The organism is Streptomyces sp. NPDC028289, from assembly GCF_055565975.1.
On the sequence record NZ_JBVHTI010000007.1, the window covers coordinates 200799 to 227124 of the forward strand.

The 26326-nt window shown below is 73.6% G+C and carries 22 protein-coding genes; 12 read left to right on the forward strand and 10 right to left on the reverse strand.

From position 1 onward, the window contains the following. Window positions 1–19: 19 nt before the first annotated feature. The gene (locus tag ACZ4UV_RS34100; protein ID WP_467843215.1) at window positions 20–1090 is read right to left on the reverse strand and encodes a GNAT family N-acetyltransferase; all 1071 of its coding nucleotides are present in this window, start codon (window positions 1088–1090) and stop codon (window positions 20–22) included. A 10-nt stretch (window positions 1091–1100) separates the two neighbouring features. Next, a complete protein-coding gene (locus tag ACZ4UV_RS34105) occupies window positions 1101–1766 on the reverse strand; it encodes an HD domain-containing protein (RefSeq protein ID WP_390042078.1) in 666 nt (221 codons plus the stop codon). A gap of 47 nt (window positions 1767–1813) precedes the next feature. On the opposite strand from ACZ4UV_RS34105, the gene ACZ4UV_RS34110 reads away from it, so the two are divergent. Together ACZ4UV_RS34110 and ACZ4UV_RS34115 are read left to right on the forward strand one after the other, a co-directional pair. After that, window positions 1814–2485, forward strand: coding sequence for a maleylpyruvate isomerase family mycothiol-dependent enzyme (locus tag ACZ4UV_RS34110; protein ID WP_467843218.1), 672 nt, complete (start codon window positions 1814–1816; stop codon window positions 2483–2485). 136 nt (window positions 2486–2621) lie between these two features. Next, window positions 2622–3332, forward strand: a complete 711-nt coding sequence (locus ACZ4UV_RS34115) for a copper homeostasis protein CutC (protein ID WP_467843220.1) — start codon at window positions 2622–2624, stop codon at window positions 3330–3332. A 503-nt stretch (window positions 3333–3835) separates the two neighbouring features. On the opposite strand, the gene ACZ4UV_RS34120 is transcribed toward ACZ4UV_RS34115, so the two are convergent. Next, the gene (locus ACZ4UV_RS34120) at window positions 3836–5902 is read right to left on the reverse strand and encodes a HelD family protein (RefSeq protein WP_467843222.1); all 2067 of its coding nucleotides are present in this window, start codon (window positions 5900–5902) and stop codon (window positions 3836–3838) included. A 378-nt stretch (window positions 5903–6280) separates the two neighbouring features. Between ACZ4UV_RS34120 and ACZ4UV_RS34125 the strand changes: the two genes are divergently transcribed. Next, on the forward strand, window positions 6281–6466 hold the full coding sequence (locus tag ACZ4UV_RS34125; RefSeq protein WP_351484294.1) for a hypothetical protein: 186 nt from the start codon (window positions 6281–6283) through the stop codon (window positions 6464–6466). Window positions 6467–6616: 150 nt separating this feature from the next. Continuing rightward, window positions 6617–7738: a glycosyltransferase 87 family protein gene (locus ACZ4UV_RS34130; protein ID WP_467843877.1), complete on the forward strand. Its 1122-nt coding sequence runs from the start codon at window positions 6617–6619 to the stop codon at window positions 7736–7738. On the opposite strand, the gene ACZ4UV_RS34135 is transcribed toward ACZ4UV_RS34130, so the two are convergent. Further along, a complete protein-coding gene (locus ACZ4UV_RS34135; protein WP_390042071.1) occupies window positions 7696–9339 on the reverse strand; it encodes a DNA repair helicase XPB in 1644 nt (547 codons plus the stop codon). The genes ACZ4UV_RS34130 and ACZ4UV_RS34135 overlap by 43 nt on opposite strands. A 233-nt stretch (window positions 9340–9572) precedes the next feature. On the opposite strand from ACZ4UV_RS34135, the gene ACZ4UV_RS34140 reads away from it, so the two are divergent. Beyond that, the gene (locus ACZ4UV_RS34140; RefSeq protein ID WP_451022875.1) at window positions 9573–10121 is read left to right on the forward strand and encodes a hypothetical protein; all 549 of its coding nucleotides are present in this window, start codon (window positions 9573–9575) and stop codon (window positions 10119–10121) included. A gap of 265 nt (window positions 10122–10386) precedes the next feature. Here the strand turns inward: ACZ4UV_RS34140 and ACZ4UV_RS34145 are convergent, their stop codons facing one another. After that, window positions 10387–12930: a helicase-associated domain-containing protein gene (locus ACZ4UV_RS34145; RefSeq protein ID WP_451020388.1), complete on the reverse strand. Its 2544-nt coding sequence runs from the start codon at window positions 12928–12930 to the stop codon at window positions 10387–10389. Between the two features lie 193 nt (window positions 12931–13123). Between ACZ4UV_RS34145 and ACZ4UV_RS34150 the strand changes: the two genes are divergently transcribed. From ACZ4UV_RS34150 to ACZ4UV_RS34160, 3 genes are all read left to right on the forward strand, one after another. Continuing rightward, complete coding sequence (locus ACZ4UV_RS34150; RefSeq protein WP_467843227.1) at window positions 13124–13381, forward strand: hypothetical protein; 258 nt, start codon at window positions 13124–13126, stop codon at window positions 13379–13381. A gap of 70 nt (window positions 13382–13451) precedes the next feature. Beyond that, window positions 13452–14366, forward strand: a complete 915-nt coding sequence (locus ACZ4UV_RS34155) for a hypothetical protein (RefSeq protein ID WP_467843230.1) — start codon at window positions 13452–13454, stop codon at window positions 14364–14366. 195 nt (window positions 14367–14561) lie between these two features. Beyond that, complete coding sequence (locus tag ACZ4UV_RS34160) at window positions 14562–15191, forward strand: HAD family hydrolase (protein WP_451022856.1); 630 nt, start codon at window positions 14562–14564, stop codon at window positions 15189–15191. On the opposite strand, the gene ACZ4UV_RS34165 is transcribed toward ACZ4UV_RS34160, so the two are convergent. After that, a complete protein-coding gene (locus ACZ4UV_RS34165) occupies window positions 15164–15418 on the reverse strand; it encodes a hypothetical protein (protein WP_451022857.1) in 255 nt (84 codons plus the stop codon). The genes ACZ4UV_RS34160 and ACZ4UV_RS34165 overlap by 28 nt on opposite strands. A 188-nt stretch (window positions 15419–15606) precedes the next feature. Between ACZ4UV_RS34165 and ACZ4UV_RS34170 the strand changes: the two genes are divergently transcribed. Further along, entirely contained in the window at window positions 15607–15990 is a 384-nt protein-coding gene (locus tag ACZ4UV_RS34170; protein WP_093501504.1) for a cold-shock protein, read from the forward strand. A 51-nt stretch (window positions 15991–16041) separates the two neighbouring features. Here the strand turns inward: ACZ4UV_RS34170 and ACZ4UV_RS34175 are convergent, their stop codons facing one another. From ACZ4UV_RS34175 to ACZ4UV_RS34190, 4 genes are all read right to left on the reverse strand, one after another. Next, entirely contained in the window at window positions 16042–16893 is an 852-nt protein-coding gene (locus tag ACZ4UV_RS34175) for a 1,4-dihydroxy-6-naphthoate synthase (protein ID WP_451022858.1), read from the reverse strand. Next, the gene (locus ACZ4UV_RS34180; protein WP_390042061.1) at window positions 16880–17629 is read right to left on the reverse strand and encodes a futalosine hydrolase; all 750 of its coding nucleotides are present in this window, start codon (window positions 17627–17629) and stop codon (window positions 16880–16882) included. The genes ACZ4UV_RS34175 and ACZ4UV_RS34180 overlap by 14 nt, the downstream gene beginning before the upstream one ends. Beyond that, window positions 17599–18072: a DUF2771 domain-containing protein gene (locus ACZ4UV_RS34185; protein ID WP_351484281.1), complete on the reverse strand. Its 474-nt coding sequence runs from the start codon at window positions 18070–18072 to the stop codon at window positions 17599–17601. The genes ACZ4UV_RS34180 and ACZ4UV_RS34185 overlap by 31 nt, the downstream gene beginning before the upstream one ends. Window positions 18073–18134: 62 nt before the next feature. After that, the gene (locus ACZ4UV_RS34190) at window positions 18135–19472 is read right to left on the reverse strand and encodes an MFS transporter (protein ID WP_390042431.1); all 1338 of its coding nucleotides are present in this window, start codon (window positions 19470–19472) and stop codon (window positions 18135–18137) included. 674 nt (window positions 19473–20146) lie between these two features. On the opposite strand from ACZ4UV_RS34190, the gene ACZ4UV_RS34195 reads away from it, so the two are divergent. The 3 genes from ACZ4UV_RS34195 to ACZ4UV_RS34205 all read left to right on the forward strand — a co-directional run bounded on the left by ACZ4UV_RS34195 (window position 20147) and on the right by ACZ4UV_RS34205 (window position 26164). After that, window positions 20147–21073: a DUF3027 domain-containing protein gene (locus ACZ4UV_RS34195; RefSeq protein WP_351484279.1), complete on the forward strand. Its 927-nt coding sequence runs from the start codon at window positions 20147–20149 to the stop codon at window positions 21071–21073. Window positions 21074–21990: 917 nt separating this feature from the next. Then, window positions 21991–25107, forward strand: coding sequence for a sacsin N-terminal ATP-binding-like domain-containing protein (locus tag ACZ4UV_RS34200; protein ID WP_467843237.1), 3117 nt, complete (start codon window positions 21991–21993; stop codon window positions 25105–25107). Between the two features lie 133 nt (window positions 25108–25240). Next, window positions 25241–26164 (forward strand): hypothetical protein, encoded by a 924-nt coding sequence (locus tag ACZ4UV_RS34205; RefSeq protein WP_467843240.1) that lies wholly within the window; start codon window positions 25241–25243, stop codon window positions 26162–26164. Window positions 26165–26326: the final 162 nt, after the last annotated feature.

The window sequence follows — 26326 nt, forward strand, 5'->3', positions numbered from 1 at the left end:
CCTGCGCCCCTACGCCGCTCTACTCCGCCCGCAGTGCGAAGGCCAGTTCCCTCTCGCCCTCGCCCACCTTGCCGAACCCGGCCCGGGTGACGACCGCCTGGGAGGCGGTGTTGGCGGTCTCGACGGTGGCGAACAGGGTGCGTACGTCGTCGCGGGCCAGGGCCCAGTCGGCCAGGGCGCGGAGCGCTTCCGTCGCGTAGCCGTGGCCGCGGGCGGCCTCGACCAGGTCGTAGCCGATCTCCACCCGGCCCTCCTCGTCCGGGGCGGAGTGGAAGCCCATGCCGCCGACCGCACGGCCGTCCGCCCGGCGGACCAGGGCGAAGACGCCGAACTCCGGTCGGTGGACGCCCCCTTCGTACGCCTTGAGGAGGAAGCCGGCGGCGTCGCGGGTGCCCTCGTAGGGGCCGCCGTCGATCCACTCGAAGCCGCCGTCGCCGCCGATGCGCAGGTCACGGGCCTGGGCGGGGCGGATGCCGACGAGGTCGAGGCGCTCGGCGGGGATGACCAGGTTGTTGTGCCAGCGCCAGTCGGTGACCGGGGCGCGGCCGGGCAGCTCGCCGCGGCCGGTGGCCCACAGCAGGGTCGGCCAGGCGGCGGGGCCGGGCTGGACGTGCGGGAACAGCCAGGCCAGGACGGACTCGGCGAGTTCCTCGGAGGGCCGGTAGCGGAGCCCGAGGCCGGTGGCCATGTCGTGGGTGTGGAGCAGCACTTCGGCGACGCCCATCGCGGCGAAGCCGGCGCGGTCCGCGCTGCCGAACGGGAAGGGGTGGAAGGCGCGGACCTGGCGGGAGGCGGTGCGGACGGCGGCGGCGAGGAGGGCGCCGGTCGTCTCGATCACGTGCAGCAGGCCGGAGTTGTCGGTCCCGTCGTCGAGCCTGAGCTCGAAGGGCACGTACGCGTCCTGGGCGCGCCCGGCCAGGTTGGCGGCGTACGCGACGAGGTCGTCGGCGACGTGGACCGCCGTGTCGTGGCAGTTCCAGTCCAGCCGGCCGGCCGGCACCTCCGTCCAGTCCCTCGCCACCGCGGGCCGCAGCGCGGCCGCACAGCCCGCGACGGCCTCTTCCACCTGGTCCCCGCCCATTTCACGCATGGGCCGCACCCTAGGACGCCGGATCGTCGGCGGTCGACAGCATTTCCAGCTCCGCGGCGAGGTTGTAGCGGGCGGTCGGCTCCCACTCGGTGCGGCCGTACGGCGTTCTGAACAGCCGGGGCAGGTCCAGGAGTTGGCGCAGGATCGCGGAACGGCCCGTGCGGAAGGCGTCGTTCGGGACGAAGTGGTACTCCTCGCGTACCTCGGCGGTGTAGGCGGCGTACGCGGCGGGCGGGGCGGCGAGGATCGCGAGGTCGGCGTCGCACAGGACCTCGCCGTCGCGGTCGCCGGGGGCCGGGTCGTGGGTGACGGTGAGCCGGACCAGGCGGGCCACCTCGGCAGTCTTCCCGGCCGAGATCCCGGCCTCGGGGAGGGCGCGTTCGGCGAGGCGGGCCGAGCGCTCCTCGTTCTCCGACCGGTCCGGCAGGTAGACCGCGTCGTGGAACCAGGCGGCCAGCCGGACCAGGTCCGGGTCGTCCGCGTACTCCGCCAGTACGTCGATGCGGTCGAGGACCGCCGTGAGGTGGGCGACCGTGTGGTACCGGCGCTGGGGCTCCTGCCAGCGGCGGAGCAGTTCGTCGGCGTACGGGTCGGGGTCGGGGTGACGGGAGTCGTCGTCGCGCGCCATGAGGAGGGCGTCCCGCCAGCGGGAGCGGAGATCGCGGAGATCGGCCATGCGCCCATTCTCCCGCCCGCCGCCGACATCCCCCTAGCGTGGGAGCCATGACTGCTGCTGACCACGTACGCGACCCCCTGCTGCCCGGCCGACTCCTCACCGTCGAGCGCGACACGCTGATCCCGCTCCTCCGCTCCCGTCCGGACGCGGACTTCGCGCTGCCGACCGCCGCGTGTCCCGGGTGGACGGTACGGGACGTGCTCGCCCACTGCTCGGCCGCGCTGGTCCGGGTGGTGGAGAGCCGTTTCGAGCCAGGGGCGTTCTCGCCCGAGTCGAACGACCGGGACATCGCCGAGCGCGCCGGCTGGTCCAACGCCCGGGTCCTGGACGAGCTGGAGCGCGGGATGACCGAGGCCGGGGACGTGATCGCGGGACGGGCCGACGGAGCGCTGGACCGGATCGCCCTCGGCGAGTGGGTGCACGCCGGTGACGTCCGCGACACCCTCGGCGAACCCGGCGCCTACACGGGCGCGGGCCTGCCCCACGCGCTCTCCCTGCTGGCCCGGGTGACCCGGGAGCGGGGCCATCTGCGGCTCCACGCCGACCTGGACGACGTCGACGAACCGCTGCAACTGGGCGAGACGAGCGGCACCCGGACCCCGGCCCGTTTCATGGGGGAGGCGGCGACGCTCGTACGGCTGTACACCGGGCGGTCGCCGGACGGGGCGTCGTACGAGCTGATGGGAGCGGAGGCGGCGGAGCTGAACCTCTACGGCTGAATACGGCCGGTGTGTGACGGGGGTGGTCTCGCGGCCGTCGGTGTTCCCCGCGTACCCTGGATTGGACTAGACCTCCGGACTAGACCTCTTGTGGGAGGCGGCCGGGGTGCACGGGGAACACCACGGAAGGGGCCCTATGAGCACGCGTGCAGTCCTGGAGGTGATCGCCCTCGACGCCGAGGACGCGGTCGCCGCCCAGGCCGGAGGCGCGGACCGCCTCGAACTGGTCACCGACATGGCGGCCGACGGGCTGACCCCGCCGCCCCGGACCTTCACCGCGATCCGGGCCGCCGTCGACATCGACCTGCGCGTGATGCTGCGGCTGGCGGACGGGTTCGCCGCGGGCGACGCCGACCGTCTGGTGGGGGTGGCCGGGGAGCTGCGGGCGGCCGGGGCCGACCAGTTCGTGCTCGGGTTCCTGGACGCGGAGGGCGGGGTGGACCTGGACGCGGTGGAGCGGGTGGTGGCCGGGCTGGACGGCTGCCGCTGGACCTTCCACCGGGCCATCGACCGGGCCGCGGACCGGGACGCCCTGCGCAAGCAGCTCGCCGACCTGCCGGGCCTGGACACCTACCTCACGGCGGGGGCCGCGGAAGGCGTGGACGAGGGGCTGCCCCGGCTGCTGGCCGAGGCGGGGCGGCGCGGCGAGCCGGGGTACGAGCAGACGCTCCTGGTGGGCGGCGGCCTGCGGCTCGATCACGTAGCCGAGCTGCGAGCGGCGGGCATCGAGGCCTTCCACATCGGCGGCGCGGCCCGGCCGGCGGGCTGGGACGGGGCCGTGTCGCAGGAGGCGGTGCGGTCCTGGCGCCGGGTGCTGGACGGGGCGGGGGCCGCGGTACCGCGCTGATCGGCGCAGGAGGACCGACCCCGGCCCCGTTGACGGGCCGGGATCGTGACGGGCCGGACCGGCTCAGTCGGCGGCGAGCAGGTGGGCGGGGGCGATCCGGGACAGCCCCCGGATCCACCACGGCGCTGCCGAGCAGCGACCCGGCCACCTCGCCCCGGAAGGCCAGCGCCAGGGCGAGCAGCACCGTGAAGGCGGCCACGCCCAGCGCCAGCCCCGCCGCGCCCAGCAGCGTCCGGCCCCGCACCCGCAGCAGGTTGAGCACGGTCAGTTCGGCCGCCGAGCGCACCGGGCGGGCGCGGCGGGCGGGGCCCGCACGGAGTCCGCCTGAGCGGGGCAGGCCAAGTTCGCTGGGGGGGCTGGCAGCGCCCCGAATGGGCGCTGGGGGTACCCCCGGCCGAAGGCTGGGGGAGGAACTGCGCGGCCAGCCCCCACGTACTCGCACTCGGCGACGATCCTCGTGTGGCACGCCACCAGCCCCGCCGTCCCTCCGGGGAGGGCGCCGCTCAGGCCAGCTGCGTCGGCAGCGGGGCCGTGTGGGTCACGATCAGGCCGGAGACGGCTCGGGTGAGGGCCACGTACAGGCGGCGCAGGCCGGTGCGTTCGTCCGGTTCGCCGTCGACCACGGCCTGGGGCTCGTCGAGGACCACGTAGTCGTACTCCAGGCCCTTGGCCAGTGACGCCGGGACCAGGGTGAGGCGGGTCTCGGCCGTGGTCTCCTCGCCGGGGGCCAGGTGGCCGATGCCCGCCGCCGTCAGCGCCGCCGCGAGCTCGGGCACGCGCGCGTCCGCCGCGATCAGGCCCGTCGAACCCTCGTTGCGGAGCAACTCCTCGCACGCGGCGACCACTTCGGCGATGTCCGTGACGGGCCGGAGTGCGAAGAAACCCGGGTTCTCACGGACCGAGGCGACCGGGGTGAGGCCGGGGGCGATGTGCGGGAGGAGCCGGGAGGCGTAGGTGATGACGTCGGTCGGGACGCGGAAACCCGCCGTCAGTTCCTCGATCACGCCGTCGGTCTTGCCGAGGTGGGACAGGGCCTCGGCCCAGCTCCGCGTCGCCCAGGGCGTGGTGCCCTGCGCCAGGTCGCCGAGAACGGTCGCCGAACCGGTGGTGCAGCGGCGGCCGACCGCGCGGTACTGCATGGGGGAGAGGTCCTGCGCCTCGTCGAGGACGACATGACCGAGCGAGTGGGTGCGCTGGACCAGGTCCGTCGTCTCGTCGATCAGCACCGCGTCCGCGACCGACCACCTGGCCGCCTTGACGCCGCGCACCGGCTTCGCCCAGAGGATCGTCTTCTGCTCGTCCTCGTCGAGGATCCCGGCGGCGTGCTCCGCGAGGAAGTCCGCGTCCGTGAGCAGGCGCAGCACGAGCTTCGCCGGGTCGACCGGCGGCCAGACCTGCTTGACGGCCGCCTTCACCGCCGCGTTGCGGGCCACCGAGTCCTGCACGCGGTCGTCGGGTGCCTCTCCCGCGCGTTCCATCTGGACCAGCACGGCGTGCGCGATGCGCTGCGGCAGGGCCTCGCGCGCGGCGCCGTACCGGATGCCCCGGTCCAGCAGTTCGCGGACGATGTCCTCCAGTTCGTACGCCGGGACCCGCCAGCGCCGGGAGCCGCGCACCACCACGACCGGTTCGGTGGGCGGCGTGACGTGCGCGTAGACGGCCCTGCGCAGGACCTCCGCCATCCGGGCGTCGCCCTTGACGACCGCGGCGGGGGCGTCGTCGGTGCCGCGGATGTCGACGTCACGGGCCACCAGGTCGTCCACCGTCGCCTGCTGCACGGTCAGCTCGCCCAGCGCGGGCAGCACCTGCTCGATGTAGTGCAGGAAGGAGCGGTTCGGCCCGATGACCAGGGTGCCGGTGCGGGCCAGCCGCTCCCGGTGGGCGTAGAGGAGGTACGCGACCCGGTGCAGGCCGACGGCCGTCTTCCCGGTCCCCGGGCCACCCTGCACGCACACCGTTCCGCCGAGCCCGCTGCGCACGATCTCGTCCTGCTCGGGCTGGATGGTCGCCACGATGTCGCGCATCGGGCCGACGCGGGGGCGCTCGATCTCCTGCTGGAGCAGCTTGCTGGTGCGGGCGGCCTCGGCGGGGTCGGAGAGGTGCTCGTCCTCGTACGCCGTGATGTCGCCGCGGGTGTACCCGAAGCGGCGGCGCAGCGCGACGTCCATCGGGTCCTTCTTGGAGGCCCGGTAGAACGGCTGCGAGACCGGCGCCCGCCAGTCGATGACCATCGGGTCGCCGTCGTGGTCGTGCACGTGCCGGCGCCCGATGTAGAAGCGCTCGCCGTACGCACCCTCGGCCTGGTCGGCGCCGGGAGCGTGCAGGTAGTCGAGGCGGCCGAAGAACAGCGGGGTGTCGCTGAGGTCGGCCAGCGCCTTGATGCGCTCCTCCATCTGGCGGGCGAGGACCTCGGAGTTGACCCAGTTCGCGGTGACGTCGCTGATGTCCAGCGACTCGACGTCCTCGCGCATGGCACGCAGGGCGGCGCGGGACTCGGCGAGATGGGACCGTTCGCGGGAGAGGGGGTCGGGGTGCGGGTCCGTCAGCGGGTCGTGGGCGGGCGTGGACAAGGGGGTGCCTCCGAAGGCCTGCGAGTCGATGGCGCTCAGGTGTGGGTGGCGGTGGCGCACAGGTGGCGATCAGCCGACCGGTTTCCGTCCGGCAACGTAGGGGCGGCCCGTAGGGCCTCGGTTGAGGGTGGCGGTGGGAGACGGGTGGGCGGCACTCCGGGGTGGGAGGCGGGCAAGAGCGGAGATTGTAGTGAGGTGGGGGTGGGGGAGGCCAATGGATTTCCTGTGGCACCCGCCCCGCGACCCCTAGGGGATGCGTCACCCCGAGGGTGGGCCGGAGGTGGGGGACGGCGTCCATCGGGGGGTGGACCGGGGGATGCCGGAAATTGGACCCGTGGACCGATGCCGTACCGACGCCCGAAGTTCCACCATTGAGACATGAGCGCAGCAACCATCCACCCAGCCCCCAGCAGTCCCCCGGGCGCCACAGCCCTCGACGGAGTCCCCCGACCCCACCACCGCCTGGGCGACGCCCTGCGTGCCGTCAAGGTCTTCGTCAGCGCGGCGTTCAGCGTCGCGATACTCGGTGAGTACGGCGAGGAAGCAGGCATACGCCGCAAGTAACGGCATAGGGTCACCCCCGTGCCGAACCGGACGGTGACGTCACCCCCCGCCGCCTCCTCCCGCTCACCTCTGCCTCTCCTCCTGTCCCTCTCCTTACTGACGGTCTCCCTCTGCTCCTTCGCCGCCCTCTGCATCCTGCTCCGCGCCCCGATGGCCGACCTGTTGGTCTACCGGGCCGAGGGCGAAGCCGTGGTCCACGGCGGTGATCTGTACGGCTTCACGGTCACCGAGTGGCGGCTGCCGGCGACGTATCCGCCCTTCGCGGCGGTCCTGTTCGTCCCGACGAGCGGGATCCCCGTCCCGGCCCTGAAGGCCCTGTTCCTCGCGGGCAACGCGCTCCTGCTCGCCTGGCTCCTCGCCCTCTCCGCCCGTCTGGCCGGCCGCGCGGCACCCCTCCCGCTGCTGTGCGCGGCGACCGCACTCGCCCTCTGGCTGGAGCCGGTCTTCCAGACGCTGCTCTTCGGCCAGGTCAACCTGGCGGTCACCGGCCTGGTCCTGTGGGACCTCATCCGCCCGCCGGGCGCCCGCGCCAAGGGCCTGGCCCTGGGCATCGCGGCGGGTGTCAAGCTCACCCCGGCGATCTTCATCGCCTACCTGTTCCTCACCGCACGCAGAAAGGAGGCAGCCACCGCGACGGCGTCCTTCACGGGCACGGTCCTGCTCGGCGCCCTGCTCCTCCCGGCGGCCACCGTGGACTTCTGGACGCGACGCCTGTTCGAGACCGGCCGGGTCGGCAAGGTCTGGATCATCGACAACCAGTCGCTCCAGGGCCTGGTCGCCAGGGCGACGGGCACGGCGGCACCGGGCCCGGCCTGGGTGCTCCCGGCGGCGCTGGTGGCGGCGGCGGGCCTGTGGCTGGCCACCCGCGCCCGTCGCGTCCACGGCTCCGACCGCTGGGGCATCCTGCTCACCGCGTTCACGGCCCTGCTGGTCTGCCCGATCAGCTGGTCCCACCACTGGGTGTGGTGCGTCCCGCTGCTGGCGGTTCTGCTGGCCGAGGGGCGAACCCTCCTCGCGGCTTCGGCGGCACCGGTCTTCACGGCCCGCACGATGTGGCTGGTGCCCCACGCGGGCGACCGCGACCTGCACCTGCCGGGGTGGCAGCAGCCGTGCGCATCGCCGTACCCCCTGCTGGGGCTGGCGTTGCTGGCGGGCGCCGCGGTCGCCCTACGACGGCGGAGCGGCACCCTGCGGGACAGTCGGCCCGGCGCCGCCCCGCCAGGCGGCTCTCAGCCCTCCGCGAGCAGCTCGTCCGCGTCCATGATCCGGTAGGCGTACCCCTGCTCCGCCAGGAACCGCTGCCGGTGGGCGGCGAAGTCCTGGTCGATCGTGTCGCGGGCGACGACGGAGTAGAAGTGGGCCTGGTGGCCGTCGGCCTTGGGGCGCAGCACCCGTCCCAGCCGCTGTGCCTCCTCCTGCCTCGACCCGAAGGTGCCCGACACCTGGATGGCGACCGTCGCCTCCGGCAGGTCGATGGAGAAGTTGGCGACCTTCGAGACGACCAGCACGCTGATCTCGCCCTCGCGGAAGGCGTCGAAGAGCTTCTCGCGCTGGGCGTTGGAGGTCTCGCCCTTGATGACGGGGGCGTTCAGGTGCTCGCCCAGCTCGTCGAGCTGGTCGATGTACTGGCCGATGACGAGGATCTGCTGCCCCGCGAAGCGCTTCACGATCGCCTCCGTGACCTTCCGCTTGGTCGCGGTGGTCGCACAGAAGCGGTACTTCTCCTCGGTCTCGGCGGTGGCGTAGGCCAGCCGCTCGGAGTCCGTCAGGTTCACCCGCACCTCCACGCAGTCGGCGGGTGCGATGTAGCCCTGCGCCTCGATCTCCTTCCACGGAGCGTCGAACCGCTTGGGCCCGATGAGGGAGAACACGTCCGATTCCCGGCCGTCCTCGCGCACGAGGGTGGCCGTCAGCCCCAGCCGCCGGCGCGCCTGCAGGTCGGCGGTGAACTTGAAGACAGGAGCCGGCAGCAGATGGACCTCGTCGTAGACGATCAGACCCCAGTCGCGGGAGTCGAAGAGTTCCAGGTGCGGGTAGACGCCCTTCCGTCTGGTCGTGAGGACCTGGTACGTGGCGATCGTGACGGGCCGGATCTCCTTCCGCGTCCCGCTGTACTCACCGATCTCGTCCTCGGTGAGACTCGTCCGCTTCACCAGTTCGTGCTTCCACTGCCGCGCGGAGACGGTGTTGGTGACGAGGATCAGGGTCGTCGACTTGGCCTGCGCCATGGACCCGGCGCCCACCAGGGTCTTCCCGGCCCCACAGGGCAGGACGACGACCCCGCTCCCGCCGTGCCAGAAGTTCTCCACGGCCTGCTTCTGGTACGGCCGCAGCGCCCAGCCGTCCTCGGCGAGCTCGATCGGGTGGGCCTCCCCGTCCACGTACCCGGCGAGGTCCTCGGCAGGCCAGCCCAGCTTCAGCAGGGTCTGCTTGATCTGCCCGCGCTCGGAGGGGTGCACGGCGACGGTGTCCGGGTCGATCCGGGCGCCGACCAGCGGGGTGATCCGCTTGGAGCGCAGGATCTCCTCCAGGACCGGCCGGTCGGTGGTGGTGAGCACCAGTCCGTGCGCCGGGTGCTTGCTGAGCGTCAGCCGCCCGTACCGGTCCATCGTCTCGGCGATGTCGACCAGCAGCGCGTGCGGCACCGGATAGCGGCTGTACTCGACCAGCGCGTCCACGACCTGCTCGGCGTCGTGCCCGGCCGCCCGCGCGTTCCACAGGCCCAGCGGGGTCACCCGGTAGGTGTGGATGTGCTCCGGCGCCCGTTCCAGCTCGGCGAAGGGCGCGATCGCCCGGCGGCAGTCGTCGGCCCGCTCGTGGTCGACTTCCAGGAGCAGGGTCTTGTCGGACTGGACGATCAACGGACCATTCACGCGCTGCACCCTTTCCGTTCGGCCCGTGCGGCCATCGCCATGGCGGCCATCGTCACGGGCCAAAGTTCCAGTGTGCCTCATACGCGAACGATCACCTTCGCCGTTCGACGGAACGTGCACCGCCGGTGACCGGCTTCTGGAGATGCCTGATCGTCCGGTGCAACCTTGGGTCCGTTTCGGGTGTCATGTCCGAGGGGGCCACGGACGGGCGTGGCCCCGGTGGGGAGGCTGGGGTGACGTCCGTACGCATCTGGGGTACCGGCGCGGGGGCCGTGGTGGTGCTGGTGGCGACCGGGGTGTGGGCGCGTGGGTCGAGCGCGGTGGACGCCGGGCTGTGGGCCCAGGTGCGTCCCGCGATCGAGGCGCGGCTGGTGACGGAGATGACCGGGTCCGGGTACGCGGAGACCGACGAGCCCGCGCTCGGGGCTCGCTGGTTCTGCCGGGCGGAGGCCCTGGAACTGGAGGAGAGCGGGGGCCGGGTGCGGGCCGGCATCGACACGCTGTGCCTGGAGTACGGCGCTGAGGGCGGCACCCTGGTCGAGTGCAGCGGCGCGCAGACACCGCAGGTGGTCCGGCTGGTACGGGATCCGGCGAACGGCGGTTTCCGGGTCCTCTCCGCGCAGGAGCCGCCGGACGGCGAGGGCTACGGGGAGTGGGAGGAGACCCACTTCCGCCCTTACGCTGCCGCTCGGCTCGACCGGGAGATGCCGTCCGCCGGTCTGCGGGCTGCGGCCCGCGCCCACTTCGGCCTGCCGGCCGGGGCGCCGGTGCGGGACTGCTAGCCGGGCCGCCGAACTGTGAAGCGCCCCGAAAGGGGCGCGGGGCCGTGTCGATACGCGGCTGCCGCCGCGTGGGCGCGACCGGCCGCGACGGCGCCGCGGACAGTCCTCCGACGCACCGGCGCGGGACTGTTGGCCCGAGAGTGAGGCGCCCCGAAAGGGGCGCTGGGGGTACCCCCGGCCGAAGGCTGGGGGAGGAACTGCGCGACCAGCCACGACGCAGCTGCAGCCGAACGACGGCACATCGCGGCTTCCCCAGCGGGGCGCTTCAGTCCTCCGCGAGCTCTGCCACGCCCGTCACGCGGTGCAGGGGATAGGTGCGGACTTCGTCCGCCGTGTGGTCGTACGCCGTGACGAAGCCGCCCTCCACGCGGATCGGGGCGATGACGCGTTGGCTGGCGGTGCCCTCGGCGTTGACGTAGCCGATCCAGAGGGTGTCGCCGGTGAGGACGGCGGCCTGCATGGTGGCCAGGGTCTCGGCGGCGGTGGTGCGCGGGAGTTCGCCGCCCCTGACGGCGGCCCCGGCGGCCCCGGCGGACTTGCGCGGGGTGGTCGCGGCGAGGTCGCCCGCGCGGATCGCGCGGATCGCCGCCGCGAGGAGGGTGGAGTCCGGTGGCGGCGGGCCGTCCGGGACCGGCTCGGGGGCCGTACGGGGCGGGGTGCGGTGCGCGTGGGCGCGGGTGATCAGGACGTCGCCCTCGGCGGACTCGGCGGCGGGCGCGTAGCCCATCGCGCGCAGGCCCTCCAGGAGGGCGGCCGGGTCGGCCTGGGTGGCGAGCACCGTCGGGGCCAGGCGGCGCAGGCGCAGACCCGACGCCCGCTTGTCGGCCATGATCTCGTTGAGGACGGTGTCGTCGTCGCAGCGGACGTACGCCGAGGCCGCGCCCACCCGCAGGTGTCCGTGTCTGCGGGCCACGTCGTCGATCAGGTACGCGAGCGGCTGCGGGACCGGCGTGCGGGAGTGCGTGGCGAGGAACGCGTGCAGGTCGGAGGCGGTCTGGCCGGCGTCCAGGGCGCGGCGGACCGAGGCGGGCGTGAAGCGGTAGACCGTGGCGCCGCCCTTCGACTCGACGTCGGCGAGGATGCCCAGCGCGTCGGCGAGCGGGCGGCGCAGCGGGCCCGGGGCGACCGCGGTCAGGTCGGCCTGGAGCAGGACGTGGTCGAGGGGTTCGGGCAGGAGCGGGGCGAGCAGCCGGCCGGCGGCAGCGGTGGCGACGGCCTGCTCGGGCGGGGAGAGGGGTTCGAGGGCGGGGGAGAGGTGGTGCCGGTGCACCGGGAGCTTGTCGCCCGGCCCGGACGGCTCCGCGGCCTGCCCGGGCGTCTTCTCCGCGGCCGGTGCGCCGAGGAGCGCGCGGCCGTGTGCCGACAGCGCCCCGCGCCCGGTCACGCCCAGCAGCTCGGCCTCGGACAGGGTCCAGCGGGCCAGCCGGGTGCGCAGGTCGTCGCCGTGCTGTTGCGGGCCGCGCAGCGGGCGTTCCCAGCGCAGCCGGGCCAGCACGGATTCGGGGGCCGGGGCGGCGCCCTCCGGGAGCGCGGCGAGGAGAGCCAGGACCCGGTGCCGTACCTCGGGGGCGGCGGAGCGGTCGAGGCCGGGGCCGAGCGCGGACAGGGCGCGGTCCTTGGCGTCCCGGCCGCCGACCAGGCCGGAGGTGCGGGTCGCGGTGAGCCAGGCCTCCGCCAGCTGGGCCCAGCGCTCGGCCGGCGGGCGGTCCAGCCACTCGTCGTAGGCGGGGGTGGCCGCGTAGCGTTCGTCGGCCTCGCCGTCGGAGGCGAGCAGCCCGGCCGCGTAGGCCAGCTCGACCCAGAAGGCGGCGACCGGCTCGGGCACGTCCAGGGCGACGGCCGTCCGCTTGAGGTCCCGGACGCTCAGGCCGCCGGCCCGCAGCACCGCGGGACCGCCCTCGTCCCAGTCCTTCAGCAGCTCCTCGACGGTCGCGAGGGTGGTGTAGGCCTGCCCGGCCGCGGTCGCGTCCACAACCTGTGGACGGTGGGCGGCGGCAGGCTCGACGGCGGGCGGCACGGGCTCCGGTTCGCGGTGGGCGCGGCCCTCGCGCAGGTGCAGGGCGACCTCGCGGGGGAGGACCACGGTGCCGGGCGCGGTCGGCAGCAGCAGGCCGCGGTCGAGCAGCCAGCGCAGGTGCGCGGCCGGTTCGGGGGTGATCTGCCCGTACGGCGGCCCCCAGACCAGCCGGGCGAGGACCTCGCGGGACTCGGCGGGCGCTGCGGCGAGCAGCTTCGCCATCTTCTTCCGGTGGCCGAACAGCTTGGTGAGCGCGTCCACCGCGGAGACCGAGTCGTGCGTGGAGGGCAGCCCGGCGGCGGCCACGATCTCCTGGATCCGGCCCGGCGACATCCCCGAGGTGGCCTCCCGCACGGTCGGGCCGAGACCGGTCGGCGACGGGTGCTGCGGGGACGGGGCGAGCACCTCGCGGGCGGTCCGCACCAGCCGCAGCCGGTCGTCGTCGCCCCACACCAGCGCCTGGTCGCGGAGCGCGGCGACGGCCCGCGGCAGCTCGCCGGCGACGGCCGCATCCCCGCCGTCCCCGGCCATCAGGCCCAGCAGCTCCTGGTACGACGCCGGGTCGCCGGCCACCGCCAGCGCCTCCGCGGTCTGCAGGGCGAAGCGGTCCAGCCGTTCCAGGGCACGCAGCACCGAGGCGCGGGTGCCGGCCCGGGTGGCCAGCTGGGTCAGGTCGGTGGGGACGGGGGTGATGAGGTCGGGGCGGGCACGCAGCAGTACGGCCAGGGAGGCGTCGTCCCTGGCCCGAAGCGCCTCCGCGAGGGAACGCGGCGGGGTGGCCGGGTTGCTCATCCGACCCACGGTAGCGGGTGCGGGCCGGGCACCGGGATCACCTGTCCCGCGGCCGTTGCTGTGTAAGGGGCAGCCACGGGGCGAACGGAACGTTGCGGAGATGTCCGGCGAATGGATTACAGCGGGAGGATCACGGCACCTCCGGCAACACCCGGCACCCGGTCGTCACCCTGGGCTCCCTGACCGCCGCGCGATGTCAACAACGCGGTGGACACGGCGATTCGGGGGACTGGACGTCGGCGGCCTGCCGCCCACCCTCGAAGGCGTCGAGCAGGGCACCTACCCGTACCGGCAGACCGAGTACGCCTGCACCTACGGCGAACCGCCCGCCGGTTCCATCGCCGCCATCCTGCGCCACCTCACCGACCAGGGCGGCAAGGACATCCTGCGCGAGTACGGCAACCGCCCCTGCTCCGAGACCCGCTACCCGCTGGTGTGCAGGCCGACATGAGCCGTGGCCTGCGCTACCGTCGTTCCGGCGGGGTAATCCAAGGCAACGTACCGGCCCCGGAGGGGACTTCGTGGGTATCGAGAGCGATCAGGTCGTCTACGAGTATCTGAGCCGGGTCGGGGACATCGCGCACCAGCGCCAGTTGTCGTCGGCCGAGCGGATGCGACTGGTCTCCGGGCTGCGCAACGACATCGACCGGCAGCGGGCGAAGGCGACCGTCGACAGTCCGGCCGCGGTACGGCGCATCCTGGACCGGCTGGGCACGCCCGACGAGGTCGTCGAGGCGGCGGGCGGTACGACGGCGAGCGCCGCACCGCAGGCGCCGTCGGGCGCGGTCCCCGTCCAACGGGACGCGGAGCCCGCGGCACCGGCCGAGCACCTGCGGCGCGTCGTACCCCGCCCCCGGCCCGCGGAGCCGGACGGCGCGGCGGCGCCGCCGGACTGGTGGCGGGTGGACAGCAGCCCGTTCGGGGACGGCGACGGGGTGCCGGGGTTCGTCGGCGGGGTGGAGATCCCGGAGCTGCTCAGCAGGCCGCGGCTGCGGAAGGCGGAGCCGCCGGAGGACGAGCCGGAGGAGGCCGCCCCCGCCGTGGAGGAGGCCGCGCCGTCCGGACGACGCAGACTCCGCGTCGTCCCCCGCCCCGCCACCGGCTGGAGCAACCCCCTCCTCCTGCTCGCCGCCGCCGCGCTCGTGGTGGGCGCGGTCCTCGGCAACTGGTTCGCGCTCGTCCTCGGCTGGGCCATCGCCTACGGCTCCCGGCGGCTCACCCCGGCGGAGACGAAGCTGGCGGTGATGTGGGTACCGGGGCTGTCCGTCGCGGCCGGGCTGGTGTGGCTGTGGGGACGCAGTGCGGGGCGGTGGGGCGCGCCGATCGCCCAGGGACAGATGAGCGGTGCGGTGGGAGAGACATGGCCGTGGGTGGTACGGGGCGCTGCGCTGGCCTCGGCCGTGTATGTGGTGTGGCGGTCGCAGAGGACGCGGTAGGGGGAGGTCCGGTCGGTTGTCGGGCGGCCGCGGGCCGGTGGGGGTTGCTCGCGCAGTTCCTCCCCCAGCCTTCGGCCGGGGGAGGCACCCTGCAAGCGCCGGTAAGCGTCCCCACCCCAGCCCCAGCCCCCACCCACGCGAGCGCCTCCAACCCACCCCAGCCCCCACCCCCGGCCACCCCCCACAATGGCGCATATGACTCCTCGCCCCCTCACCGTCGGTTTCGATCTCGACATGACGCTCATCGACTCCCGTCCCGGAATTCACGCCACCTACCTGGCGCTCGCCGAGCGGACCGGGACGTACATCGATGCCGATCTGGCGGTGACCCGGCTGGGGCCGCCGCTTGCCGAGGAGTTGATCCACTGGTTTCCGGCCGAGCGGATCGCGGAGGTGAGTGATCTGTACCGGGCGATGTATCCGGAGATCGCCATCGCGGCGACGCCCGCCATGCCGGGTGCGCGGGAGGCGATCGCGGCCGTGCGGGACGCCGGTGGGAAGAGCGTGGTGGTGACCGCGAAGTACGAGCCCAACGCGAAGCTGCACCTCGGCCACCTCGGCATAGTCCCGGACGCCGTCGTCGGCGACCTGTGGGCCGAGCAGAAGGCGGTGGCGCTGCGCGAGCACGCCGCGGGCGCGTACGTCGGCGACCACGTCGGAGACGTACGCGGGGCACGCAAGGCGGGAGCCCTGTCGGTGGCGGTCGCCACCGGGCCCTGTGACGCCGGGGAACTGCGCGCGGCCGGCGCCGACGTGGTGCTCGCCGACCTCACCGAGCTGCCCGCCTGGCTGGCCGGCTACCGGGAGGACGCCTCCCGCGCCTGACGGCGTCCGGCCGCGACCGACTGGAGCACTCCGGCGGCCGCGACCAGGAAGCCGACGCCCATGAGCATGCTCAGCAGGTACATGTACGTCGGAAAAGGCTTCGTACCGAGGAACAGCGGTATCACGGTGACGAGTGTGGCCACCGTACCGATGAAGAAGACCACGGCTCCGGCACGGACCAGTCGGTCACCGGGCCCGGCGGAATTCGCTTGGGTTTTGTCACGCACTCGACCAGGGTAGTTCCCTGCCCGAAGGAACAACCGGGCGACGTCTTGTCACGCGCCCGAAGACCATTAGCCTTGGTACCGGCGGGTCGTGGTCGACCCGCCCGAGTGCTATCAAGGCCCGTTCCAGAGCTGTTGCATTCAGAAGTTTTCCGAGCAGTTTCCGACAAGATACGAGGACGAGGACAGACGTGCCTACCGGCAAGGTCAAGTGGTTCAACAGCGAGAAGGGCTTCGGCTTTCTCTCCCGCGACGACGGCGGTGACGTCTTCGTCCATTCCTCGGTTCTCCCCGACGGGGTCGACGCACTCAAGCCGGGCCAGCGCGTGGAGTTCGGCGTCGTCGCCGGTCAGCGCGGTGACCAGGCGCTGTCCGTGGTCCTGCTCGACCCCACCCCGTCGGTCGCCGCCGCCCAGCGCAAGAAGCCGGACGAGCTGGCCTCGATCGTGCAGGACCTGACGACCCTGCTCGAAAACATCACGCCGATGCTGGAGCGCGGCCGTTACCCGGACAAGGCCGCCGGCGCGAAGATCGCCGGGCTGCTGCGCGCGGTCGCGGACCAGCTGGACGTGTAGCCGTGCGAGAGGCATATGCCTCTCGGAAGCGGGTAAGTCCCGTGCGTTTTTCTAGGGGAAATCGAGTGCGTGCGGGCCGAGGGGCGGGACAAGTCCCTCGGCAGCCGCGCGGGTGAGCAGTCCGCGCACCGCCGCGTAACCGTCCTCGCCGAGTTCCGAGGTGAACTCGTTGACGTAGAGACCGATGTGCTGGTCGGCGACGGCCGGGTCCATCTCCTGGGCGTGCGCCATGACATACGGCCGGGAGACCTCGGGATCGTCCCAGGCCGCGTGGACGGAGGCACGGATCGAGTCGGCGAGGCGGGTGAGCGCCTCGGCGCCCAGCGAGCGCTTCGCGATGATCGCGCCCAGCGGGATCGGCAGGCCCGTCGTGTTCTCCCAGTGCTCGCCCATGTCCGCGAGCTTGTGCAGGCCGTAGTTCTGGTACGTGAAGCGCGCCTCGTGGATCACGAGCCCCGCGTCGACCTTCCCGTCCCGCACGGCCGGCATGATCTCGTGGAACGGCATGACGACGATCTCGCCCACGCCACCGGGGAGGGTGTCGGCGGCCCAGAGGCGGAACAGCAGGTAAGCCGTCGACTTCTCGCTCGGCACGGCGACCGTACGGCCGGTCAGGTCCGCCCCGGCCTCCCGGGTCAGCACCAGCGGCCCGCAGCCCCGCCCCAGCGCGCCCCCGCAGGGCAGCAGCGCGTACTCGTCGAGGACGTACGGCAGCACGGCGTACGACACCTTCAGCGCGTCCGACTCGCCGCGCTCGGCCATGCCGTTGGTGATGTCGATGTCCGCGAAGGTCACGTCGAGCGCGGGCGCGCCCGGGATCCGGCCGTGGGCGACGGCGTCGAAGACGAAGGTGTCGTTCGGGCAGGGCGAGTACGCGATGCGCAACGGGTCAGCGGTGGTCATGTGCGTTCCAACTCTCCAGGGCGGGCACGAGCTTCCCGAAGGCCTCGGTCAGGGCGGCCAGGGCGTCGCCGATGCGCCAGGCGGCACGGTCGCGGGGGCCGACGGGGTTGGAGACCGCGCGCAGTTCCAGCACGGGCACGCCGTGCGCGGCGGCCGCCTCGGCGACGCCGAAGCCCTCCATGGCCTCGGCGAGGGCGCCCGGGTGCCGGGTCCGCAGTGCGGCCGCGCGGGCGGCGGTTCCGGTCACCGTGGAGACGGTGAGTACCGCTCCAGGGCGGGCTCCGGTGGCCTGAGCCGTAACTCGTACGAGTGAATTTGGTGGGCGGTGACTGACGGTTCCGAAGCCCAGTTCGGTGACCGGCAGGAACCCCTCGGCCGTCTCGGCGCCCAGATCGGCCGCGGTGATCTCGTCGGCGACGACCAGGGAGCCGACGGGGGCCTCCGGCTGGAAACCGCCGGCGATCCCGGCGGAGACGACCAGCGCGTAGGGGCGGTCGTCGAGGGCGGCGGCGGTGAGGGCGGTCGCCGTGCCGGCGGCGGCCAGGGCCGGACCGACCCCGGCGGCGAGGAGGTCGTACCCCCCCGCGGTGCGCAGCAGCGTCGCGGCCGGCAGCCGTACCTCTTTCGGACGGGTGAACGCCCGGGCCACCGCGTCCCGTTCCGCCGGGACCGCGGTGGCTACGAGGATCCGCGCGGCGGACGTGGTCAGGCGTCCTTCTTGAGCTTGAAGGACCACAGGCCCAGCACCGACTTGTCGCCCTCCTTGATGGAGACCAGGGTCGAGTTGCCGGAGGCGCCGTACTGGGCGTTGAAGAACACGCTGCCCGGGATCGTGCGGTAGGTCTTGGTGCTGGAGTCGGTGAGCGCCTGACCGTTCATCAGGATCGTCCAGCCGTTGTCCGCGATCTTCGGGTCGACGCCGAAGCGGACCGTGTCGTCCGGGTCCACCTTGATGGACTTGATCCCGGTGTCCTTCAGGCACTTGGTGAGGGACTCCGTGTCCAGGGCCTTGCCGTCGTTGTAGCAGGTGGCCTCGGAGTTGACCGAGTTCGTACCGACGGTGATCGTGGCGATCGGCGTCGGCTTGTCACAGGCCGACAGGACGAGCAGTCCGGCGGAAACGGCGCCGGCGGCGGCGACGACGCGGCGGCGTCGCGAGCGGGATTGCAGCGTGGTCATGGCCGAAGGCTATCGGGCGCTCCGGGCCGTCTCCCCATGTGGGGTACGGCGTGCCCGGTTCGTTACGCCACTCGCGGGCGGGTGCCGTGCCGGGCGGAGCTGAGCAGGCCGCGCAGGGTGGCCAGCCAGCCGGCCGCCACGATCGCGGCGGCGACCACCAGTCCCAGGGTGCCGTTCAGCGGCATCACGATGCCCACCGCGCCGCCGAACACCCAGGCCACCTGGAGCAGCGTCTCCGAGCGCGCGAACGCGGACGTGCGCACCAGTTCCGGCACGTCCCGCTGGATCAGCGCGTCCAGCGAGAGCTTGGCCAGCGCCTGCCCGAAACCGGCCATCGCCGCCAGCACCGCCACGAGGAAGGCGCCGAAGAACAGCGCCGCGACGATCGCCGTGCCGAGCACCAGGGCCACCGCCGCCACGATGATGATCTCCGGCGCCCGGGAGCGCAGCCACGACCCGACGGCCGTACCGAGCGCGTTGCCGGCGCCCGCCGCGACCCCGACGATCCCGAGTGACACGGCCGCGCTCTCGCCGGTCAGCGGGTGCTCGCGGAGCAGGAACGCCAGGAAGAAGATCAGGAAGCCGGAGAGGCAGCGCAGCGCGGCGTTGGCGCCCAGGGCGTGGGTGACGGCGGGCCCGACCGTCCGCAGTCCCGGCCGCCTCGTCTCCTTGCGGAGCGGGCCGTGCAGGTGCTCCTCGTCGGCGGCGAGCAGCGCCACGTCCTCGCCCTTGGCGGAGTCGACCTTCGGGGGGAGGGAGAAGGAGAGAAAGGTTCCCGCCACGAAGATCACGAAGGCGCCGTAGAGCGGCCACGGGTCGCCGATCGCGTGCAGCCCGGCCCCGACCGGGGCGGCGACCCCGGTGGCGAGCAGCCCGGCGAGGGTCACCCGCGAGTTGGCCTTCACCAGCGAGAACCGGGGCGGCAGGAGTCTGGGCACGACGGCACTGCGCACCACGCCGTACGCCTTCGACGCGACCAGCACCCCGAGCGCGGCCGGATACAGCTCCAGGCCGCCGCCGGCCACCGCGCCCGCGATGATCAGCGCGAGCAGCGCCCGGGCGAGCATCGCACCGGCCATCGCGGCCCGGCGGCCGTGCGGCAGCCGGTCGAGCAGCGGGCCGATGACAGGGGCGAGGACGGTGAAGGGCGCCATGGTGATGGCGAGGTAGAGCGCGACGCGGCCGCGGGCCTCGTCGGTGGGCACGGAGAAGAACACGGTGGAGGCGAGCGCGACGGTGATCATCACGTCCCCCGCGCCGTTGACCGCATGCAGTTCGATCAGCTTCCCCAGCCCGGACTCGCCGGCGCCGTGCGCGTGGGTGGCCTTGCGGATGCCGCGGGCGGTACCGGTCACCGGAAGGTGCAGGGCACGGCCGACCGAGCGGACGGCACCGCGCATCCGGCCCGCACCGCTACCGACCCCGACAGTGCGTTGGGGTGACCTCGCGGTTGCCACGTGCTTCATAGTGCCCTGAGAGTGCAGTTCCTAGTGCACTTTGTGACCAAGCGAGTCGCAGGGACGCCTGGGGCAGGGGGGTTTTGCTCACCGGCGCCGGCCGGGTGCCTCCCCCCAGCCTTCGGCCGGGGGGACCCCCAGCGCCCACCCGTGCCGCCCTGCGGCACGCCTGCCCGCAGCCAGGTAGGACGCGGCTGTGCAGCGCCCCGCCAGGGGCGCTGGGGGTACCCCCGGCCGAGGCCGGGGGAGGAACTGCGCGACCAGCCCCCACCCACCCGCACCCGTCCCACAACCGGCCACCACCCCAGAACACACCTCCACCCGCACTCAGAACACGCCCCCGTCGGCGCCCCCGAAACGCACCCCCACCCGCACTCCGAAACGCTCCGCCGCCCCACCCCCGTCGGCTCTCCCCCACCCCGCTCGCACGCCGGACTGTCCCCCACCACCGGCGACGGGGTAGCGTGCGTATCTCAGCCATAAAGCAGAATGGATGGCATAGGTGCGCCCGAGCGCGATCGGACGCGGACGTCGATGCGGCCCACAGGTCCGCTCCGTCCGCCCCACCGCCGGAGGCAACCGCACTCGTGAGACGGCGTAGGAGAGAAGCGATACCTGTGAGCGCAGCGACAACGCGAAGCCGCACCCCCGACCGTCTGTGCGCCGAGGCCGTCGACCTCGCCCGTGGGGCCGCCGAGGAGGCCGCCGCACCGGGGGTGGTCGGCGAGCACGCCGGAGCGGTGGCCGAGGGCGATCGCGTGGTCACGCACTTCTTCGAGTGCAAGGAACTGGGGTACCGCGGCTGGCGCTGGGCGGTGACGGTGGCCCGCGCCTCCCGCGCCAAGGTCGTCACCCTGGACGAGGTGGTCCTCCTCCCCGGCCCCGACGCCCTCCTCGCCCCCGAGTGGGTGCCGTGGAGCGAGCGGCTGCGCCCCGGCGACATGGGCCCCGGCGACCTGCTGCCCACCGAGGCCGAGGACCTCCGCCTGGAGCCCGGCTACACCGGCGAGGACGGACCGGAGCCGAACTCCCCGATCTCGGCGGAGATGGAGGAGCTGGCGGAGGCGGAGGACGCCGAGGTCACCGCGGGCACGCCCGCGCACCTGCCGACGGTCCCCTCCCGCGGCACCATCGCCTCGGTCGCCGAGGAACTCGGCATGCGCCGCGCCCGGGTCCTGTCCCGCTACGGCCTGCACATCGCCGCCGACCGCTGGGAGGATGCGTACGGCGCCAAGACCCCCATGGCCCAGGCGGCCCCCGCCACCTGCGTGAGCTGCGGCTTCCTCACCCCCATCGGCGGCTCCCTCGGCCAGGCCTTCGGCGTCTGCGCCAACGAGTTCTCCCCGGCCGACGGCCGGGTCGTCTCCCTCTCCTACGGCTGCGGCGGCCACTCGGAGGCCGCGGTCATGCCGAAGCCGCCCCAGCCGGCCCCGCCGGTCATCGACGAGACGAGAGTCGACCCCTTCCCCCTCCGCCCCGCCTCCGACTCCGGTTCGGTACCGGCGACTGAGGACGAGACGTCGGCGGAGCTGGGCCACTCGTAGCCGACACCGCTTCGGCCGAGCCGCCCGCGATGTGCGGGCGGCTCAGAGGCCCAGGTACGTGGCCTGGACGACGTAGACCCGCCGGGCCTCGGTTCGGGTGCTTCCTGGCGGCAACGCGGGGCTGGGCGCAGGAGTGCGCGCTGGGTGCGCACCAGGGTCTTTCGTATCCATCGGGAAGAGGTTCTCTTCCTGGGGGGGCAGGCCCTCGCCGACAACCTGCCTCGAATACGGCCCACTTGGGCATATTCGCTCGCGGGAGCGGCCCTGGTGGGGGTTCTTTCTTCTCTTCGTCCTTCTTCAGCGGGCGGCGTCCCTCGCGACCGACGCCCGCGTTTCCGGGCTGCGGGCCTTCTGCCACGGCAGTGCCGGAGACCGTCCCGGCCGCCAGCAGGAGCGCGCCGGCCGCCGCCGTGAGGGCGGTCAGGAGGGCGCCCTGCGTGCCGTGGAACTCGGCGAGGGCGCCTGAGACGGTCTGGCCGACGGCTGTGCCCAAGGGGCCGCCGGCGCACAGGACGATGTCTCCATCGGGCATGTCGAGGAGACGCGCCACCCAGCCACCAACGCGCCGACGAGCCCGATTCTGGGCGCCAAGGTACGGCAGCCTCGGGGGCGGCAATCGGCTCGGGGCGCCGGGTCGGGCGATCGGTCGGATGGTGCCGCGATGTGTCGTCGGTCGCCCGCGGCGCCGTCGTGGCCGGTCGCGCCCGTGCGGCGGTGGACGCGCGTTGCGCACCGCCCCGTGCCGCTCGGGGGTGCCGGACAGCTCCCTGGGCCGCCCCCTGGGACAGCTCCCGCAGCCGCCGAGCGCCTGGCGCCGCGACCAGTCGTTCGTTTCTCGGCCAGGCGAGTCGGCTGGTCGGACGGGCGACCCCCCGGCGCGCGGTACCTTCGTCCTCACGTCGACTTGGAGAGTGAACGTGAGCAAGTTCGTGCGGCCCGCCGCCGAGGGCGCCGACCCCTTCGGCACCGCCCGCCTGCGCCGCGGTGTCCTCGACGCCTGGGCCACCAGCCCCGCCCGGTTCCGGGAGGACGCGAACGCCGAGGAGGACCTGGTCCTCGGGGGGTACCGGGACCGGCTCGTCGTGGAGCTCGCGCAGAACGCGGCGGACGCGGCGGCACGGGCCGGTGTGCCCGGACGGTTCCGGCTCACCCTCCGCGACGGCGTCCTGTTCGCCGCCAACACGGGCGCCCCGCTGGACGCGGCCGGCGTCGAGTCCCTCTCCACCCTGCGCGCCTCCGCGAAGCGGGGGGACAGCGAAGGGGCGGTGGGGCGGTTCGGCGTCGGGTTCGCCGCCGTGCTGGCCGTGACCGACGAACCCGCGGTAGTGGGGCGGCACGGCGGGGTGCGCTGGTCCCTCGCCGAGGGGCGGGAGCTGGCCGAGGAGACCGCCCGGCACAGCCCGGGGCTGGGGGACGAGATCCGCCGCCGGGACGGCCATGTGCCGCTGCTCCGGCTGCCGTTCGCCGCCGAGGGCACCGCCCCGGACCCGTACGACACGGTCGTGATCCTGCCGCTGAGGGACACCGCGGCCGCCGATCTCGCCGAGCGCCTCCTCGACGCCGTGGACGACGCCGTGCTCCTCGCCCTCCCCGGGCTGGAGGAGGTCGTGGTCGAGACCGCCGACACCGTACGCACCCTGCGCCGCCGCACCGACGGCCCGCTCACCGTCGTGGAGGACTCCCAGCAGGGCACCACCCGCTGGCGTACCGTCTCCGCGCACGGCCCGCTCACCCCCGACCTGCTCGCCGACCGCCCGGTCGAGGAGCGGCTGCGGCCGCACTGGTCGCTGACCTGGGCCGTGCCCACGGACGCGCAGGGCGCCCCCGACCGGCCGCGCACCGCCGCCGTCGTGCACGCCCCGACCCCCAGCGACGAGCCGCTCGGCGTGCCCGCCCTGCTCATCGCCTCCTTCCCCCTCGACACCACCCGGCGGCACGCCGCCCCCGGCCCGCTCACCGACTTCCTGGTGCAGCGCGCGGCCGACGCGTACGCCGAACTCCTCGCCGACTGGCGGCCGGTGGGGGAGGGGATCATCCACCTGGTGCCCGGCCCGCTCGGCAAGGGCGAGCTGGACGGCGCGCTGCGCCAGGCGATCCTGGAGCGGCTGCCGCGCACCGCGTTCCTGCCGCCCGCCGTGGAGAGCGACGACTCCGACCTTCCGGAGGCGCTGCGGCCGCGCGACGCCGAGATCGTGGAGGGGGCGGGGGCGGAGACCGTCCGGGTCCTCGCCGAGGTGCTGCCCACGCTGCTGCCCGCCGGTCTCGAACGCCGCGTCGAGCTGCGGACGTTGTCCGTCGCCCGGCTGCCGCTCGCCGACGCCGTCGACCGCCTGGCCGGTCTGGAGAAGGACCCGGACTGGTGGTGGCGGCTCTACGACAGCCTCGCGGGCGTCGACCCGGACCGGCTCTCCGGCCTGCCGGTGCCCTTGGCGGACGGGCGGACCACGATCGGTCCCCGGCAGGTTCTGCTCCCCACCGCGGACGCGGCCGCCATCGACCCCGAGGTGCTGGCCCGGCTCGGTCTCAAGGTCGCCCACCAGGACGCCGCCCACCCGCTCCTGGAGAAGCTCGGCGCCCTGCCCGCGAGCCCCCGCGCCGTCCTCACCACCCCGCAGGTACGGGCCGCGGTCGCGGCCTCGCTCGACGACGAGGGGGGCGCGCTCTGGGAGGAGGACGCCCCGGACGCCGAGGAGCTGGCGGAGACCGTGCTCGCGCTGGTCCGGGACGCCGGTCTGGAGCCCGGTGACGAGCCGTGGCTGGGCGCGCTGGCACTCCCCGACGAGGACGGCGAGCTGGCCCCGGCCGGTGAACTGGTCTTCCCCGGCAGCTCCTTCGCCCGGGTGATCAGGGAGGGCGAACTGGCCTCCGTGGACGCCGAGTTGGCCGAGAAGTGGGGCGAGGGACCGCTCGCCGCCTGCGGGGTGCTCGCGAACTTCGCGCTCGTCCGCGCCACCGACGTCGTCCTGGACCCGGACGAACTGGAGCCCCGCGAGGGCGACTTCGCGGAACCCGACGACGCGGGCCTCCTCGACGCCGTCGACGTCTGGTGCGAGGACATCCTCGACCGCTTCCCGGACACCCCTGTCCCGCCGGTCGCCACCGAGCTGATCGCCGTCCGCGACCTGGACCTCGTCGACGAGGACCGCTGGCCCGAGGCCCTCGCCCTGCTCGCCCAGCCGCCGCTGCGCGACGCCCTCACCCAGCCGGTCCGCATCCTGCTGCCCGACGGCACGCACGAGGTCGTACGGCCGTACACCGCGTGGTGGCTGCGCGGGCACCCGGTCCTCGACGGCCGCCGCCCGGCCGGCCTGCTGGCGGCCGGCGGCGACCCGCTGCTGCGCGGCCTCTACGAGGAGGCCGACGCGACCGGCTTCGAGGACGAGCAGGTGCTGCGCGCGCTGGGCGTACGGACCTCGGTGGCCGCCCTGCTGGACGAGCCGGGCGGCGCCGCCGAGCTGCTCGACCGCCTCGCCGACCCGGACCGCTCCGTCAGCGGCGCCCAACTGCACGCGCTGTACGGCGCGCTGGCGGACCTGGACCCGGAGCAGGTGACCCTTCCCGACGAGGTGCGGGCGGTGACCGACGGCCGGGTGGAGGTCGTGGACGCGGCGGACGCGGTGGTCGTCGACTCGCCCGACCTCCTGCCCTTCACCTCCGGTGTCCCCCTGCTCCCCGTGCGGCCGTCCCGGGCCGCCGAGCTGGCCGAGCTGTTCCAGGTGCGGCGGCTGAGCGAGTCGGTGACGGGCTCGGTCGACTCGGAGGGCACGGAGCACGACGTCCCGGATGCGGTGCACGTCCTGCTCGGCCCGCGCACCCCGCAGACGTACGTCGAGCACGAGGAGCTGGTCGTCGACGGCGTCGAGATCGACTGGCGCCTCACCGGCGACGGCGTGCTGCACGCCGCGACCCTGGAGGGCGTGGCCGCCGGTCTGGCCTGGGCGGCGGGCCAGTGGCCGCGCCGCTTCGAGGTGGCGGCCCTTCTGGAGGACCCGTCCCGGACGGAGGAGCTGGCGCGGGACCGCTGGTTCGACTGAGCCGTCGCACGACAGAACCCACCCGCCACAGGTTCAGCGCAGAACTTTCAAATCCCGTACAACCTTGGTTTGCCGGCGGAGGTCTGATCGGGCGAGTCATCCAGACTCCCCGATCACTTCCATGGGGGAACGCATGCGCACACGCGCCACTGTGGCCGCCGTCTCCGGCGCCCTGGCACTCTCCGCTTTCGCGATGCCGGCCGCGCACGCCGCCGGCGGCTCGTCCTTCGGTACCGACGCGGCGAAGCTCTTCGCGGCCGCTCACTCGGCGTCCGGCAAGACCGCGTACACGGCCACCACCGCGGACGACGACGTTCCGTACGCCATGGACGTCACCTTCTCCAACGTCAAGATCGCCAAGGCGGTCAAGGTCGGTACGACCGCGCACGTCGCCACGTCGGTCACCTACACGCTGACCCACGGCGCCGATGTCGACATCACCGCCGCGGACTTCTTCTCGGGCGCCTACATCTACAAGGGCTCCTACGACGACCCGGCCAACTTCCTGATCGGCGACGACCCGGCGAAGTGCACGGCCACCTCGGCGACCACCGCCAGCTGCAAGGGGAACATCGACATCTACCCGGGTGACGGAGAGCTGTTCAACTCCGACGCCGGGCTCTGGCACGCCGGTGCCCTGGCCATCGCGTACAACGGCCAGGACCCGGCCAGCGCCGACTTCGACATCACCAAGGTCGGGTACGCCGACCAGGGCGCCCTCGGCAGCACCCAGGTCCAGCGCCTGTCGAGGCTGACGGTGAACGCCGCCCCGGAGCCGGTGAAGAAGGGCGCGACCATCACGGTCACCGGCAAGCTGTCCCGCGCCAACTGGGAGGACGGCAAGTACCACGGCTACACCGGCCAGTCCGTGCGGCTGCAGTTCCGCAAGAAGGGCAGCACCACGTACACGAACGTCAAGGGCATCAAGACGTCCTCGACCGGCACGCTGAAGACGACCACCAAGGCGACGGTGGACGGTTACTACCGCTTCTCCTTCGTCGGCACCGCGACGACCCCGGCGGTCAACGCGACGGGTGACTACGTCGACGTGAAGTAGCGGCACCGGGAGTAATCCCAAGGAGACGTAATCCGGTCGCAAAGGAAGCAAAATCTGGCCGGATTACGTCTCTCTCGTACAACCTCGCTCACCCCTCGTGGATCTGATCACCCGAGTCAACAGACTCCCTAGATCACTTGGGCCTCGCGCCCACTGTTCCCA

What these genes read in the sequence shown, in the direction of transcription:
- ACZ4UV_RS34145 (WP_451020388.1), bottom strand. Translation starts at nt 12,930, where the DNA reads ATGAGCAACCCGGCCACCCCGCCGCGTTCCCTCGCGGAGGCGCTTCGG.
- ACZ4UV_RS34110 (WP_467843218.1), top strand. Translation starts at nt 1,814, where the DNA reads ATGACTGCTGCTGACCACGTACGCGACCCCCTGCTGCCCGGCCGACTC.
- ACZ4UV_RS34190 (WP_390042431.1), bottom strand. Translation starts at nt 19,472, where the DNA reads ATGCGCGGTGCCGTCCGCTCGGTCGGCCGTGCCCTGCACCTTCCGGTG.
- ACZ4UV_RS34175 (WP_451022858.1), bottom strand. Translation starts at nt 16,893, where the DNA reads ATGACCACCGCTGACCCGTTGCGCATCGCGTACTCGCCCTGCCCGAAC.
- ACZ4UV_RS34100 (WP_467843215.1), bottom strand. Translation starts at nt 1,090, where the DNA reads ATGCGTGAAATGGGCGGGGACCAGGTGGAAGAGGCCGTCGCGGGCTGT.
- ACZ4UV_RS34150 (WP_467843227.1), top strand. Translation starts at nt 13,124, where the DNA reads ATGTCAACAACGCGGTGGACACGGCGATTCGGGGGACTGGACGTCGGC.
- ACZ4UV_RS34105 (WP_390042078.1), bottom strand. Translation starts at nt 1,766, where the DNA reads ATGGCCGATCTCCGCGATCTCCGCTCCCGCTGGCGGGACGCCCTCCTC.
- ACZ4UV_RS34130 (WP_467843877.1), top strand. Translation starts at nt 6,617, where the DNA reads ATGGCCGACCTGTTGGTCTACCGGGCCGAGGGCGAAGCCGTGGTCCAC.
- ACZ4UV_RS34160 (WP_451022856.1), top strand. Translation starts at nt 14,562, where the DNA reads ATGACTCCTCGCCCCCTCACCGTCGGTTTCGATCTCGACATGACGCTC.
- ACZ4UV_RS34185 (WP_351484281.1), bottom strand. Translation starts at nt 18,072, where the DNA reads ATGACCACGCTGCAATCCCGCTCGCGACGCCGCCGCGTCGTCGCCGCC.
- ACZ4UV_RS34205 (WP_467843240.1), top strand. Translation starts at nt 25,241, where the DNA reads ATGCGCACACGCGCCACTGTGGCCGCCGTCTCCGGCGCCCTGGCACTC.
- ACZ4UV_RS34125 (WP_351484294.1), top strand. Translation starts at nt 6,281, where the DNA reads ATGAGCGCAGCAACCATCCACCCAGCCCCCAGCAGTCCCCCGGGCGCC.
- ACZ4UV_RS34115 (WP_467843220.1), top strand. Translation starts at nt 2,622, where the DNA reads ATGAGCACGCGTGCAGTCCTGGAGGTGATCGCCCTCGACGCCGAGGAC.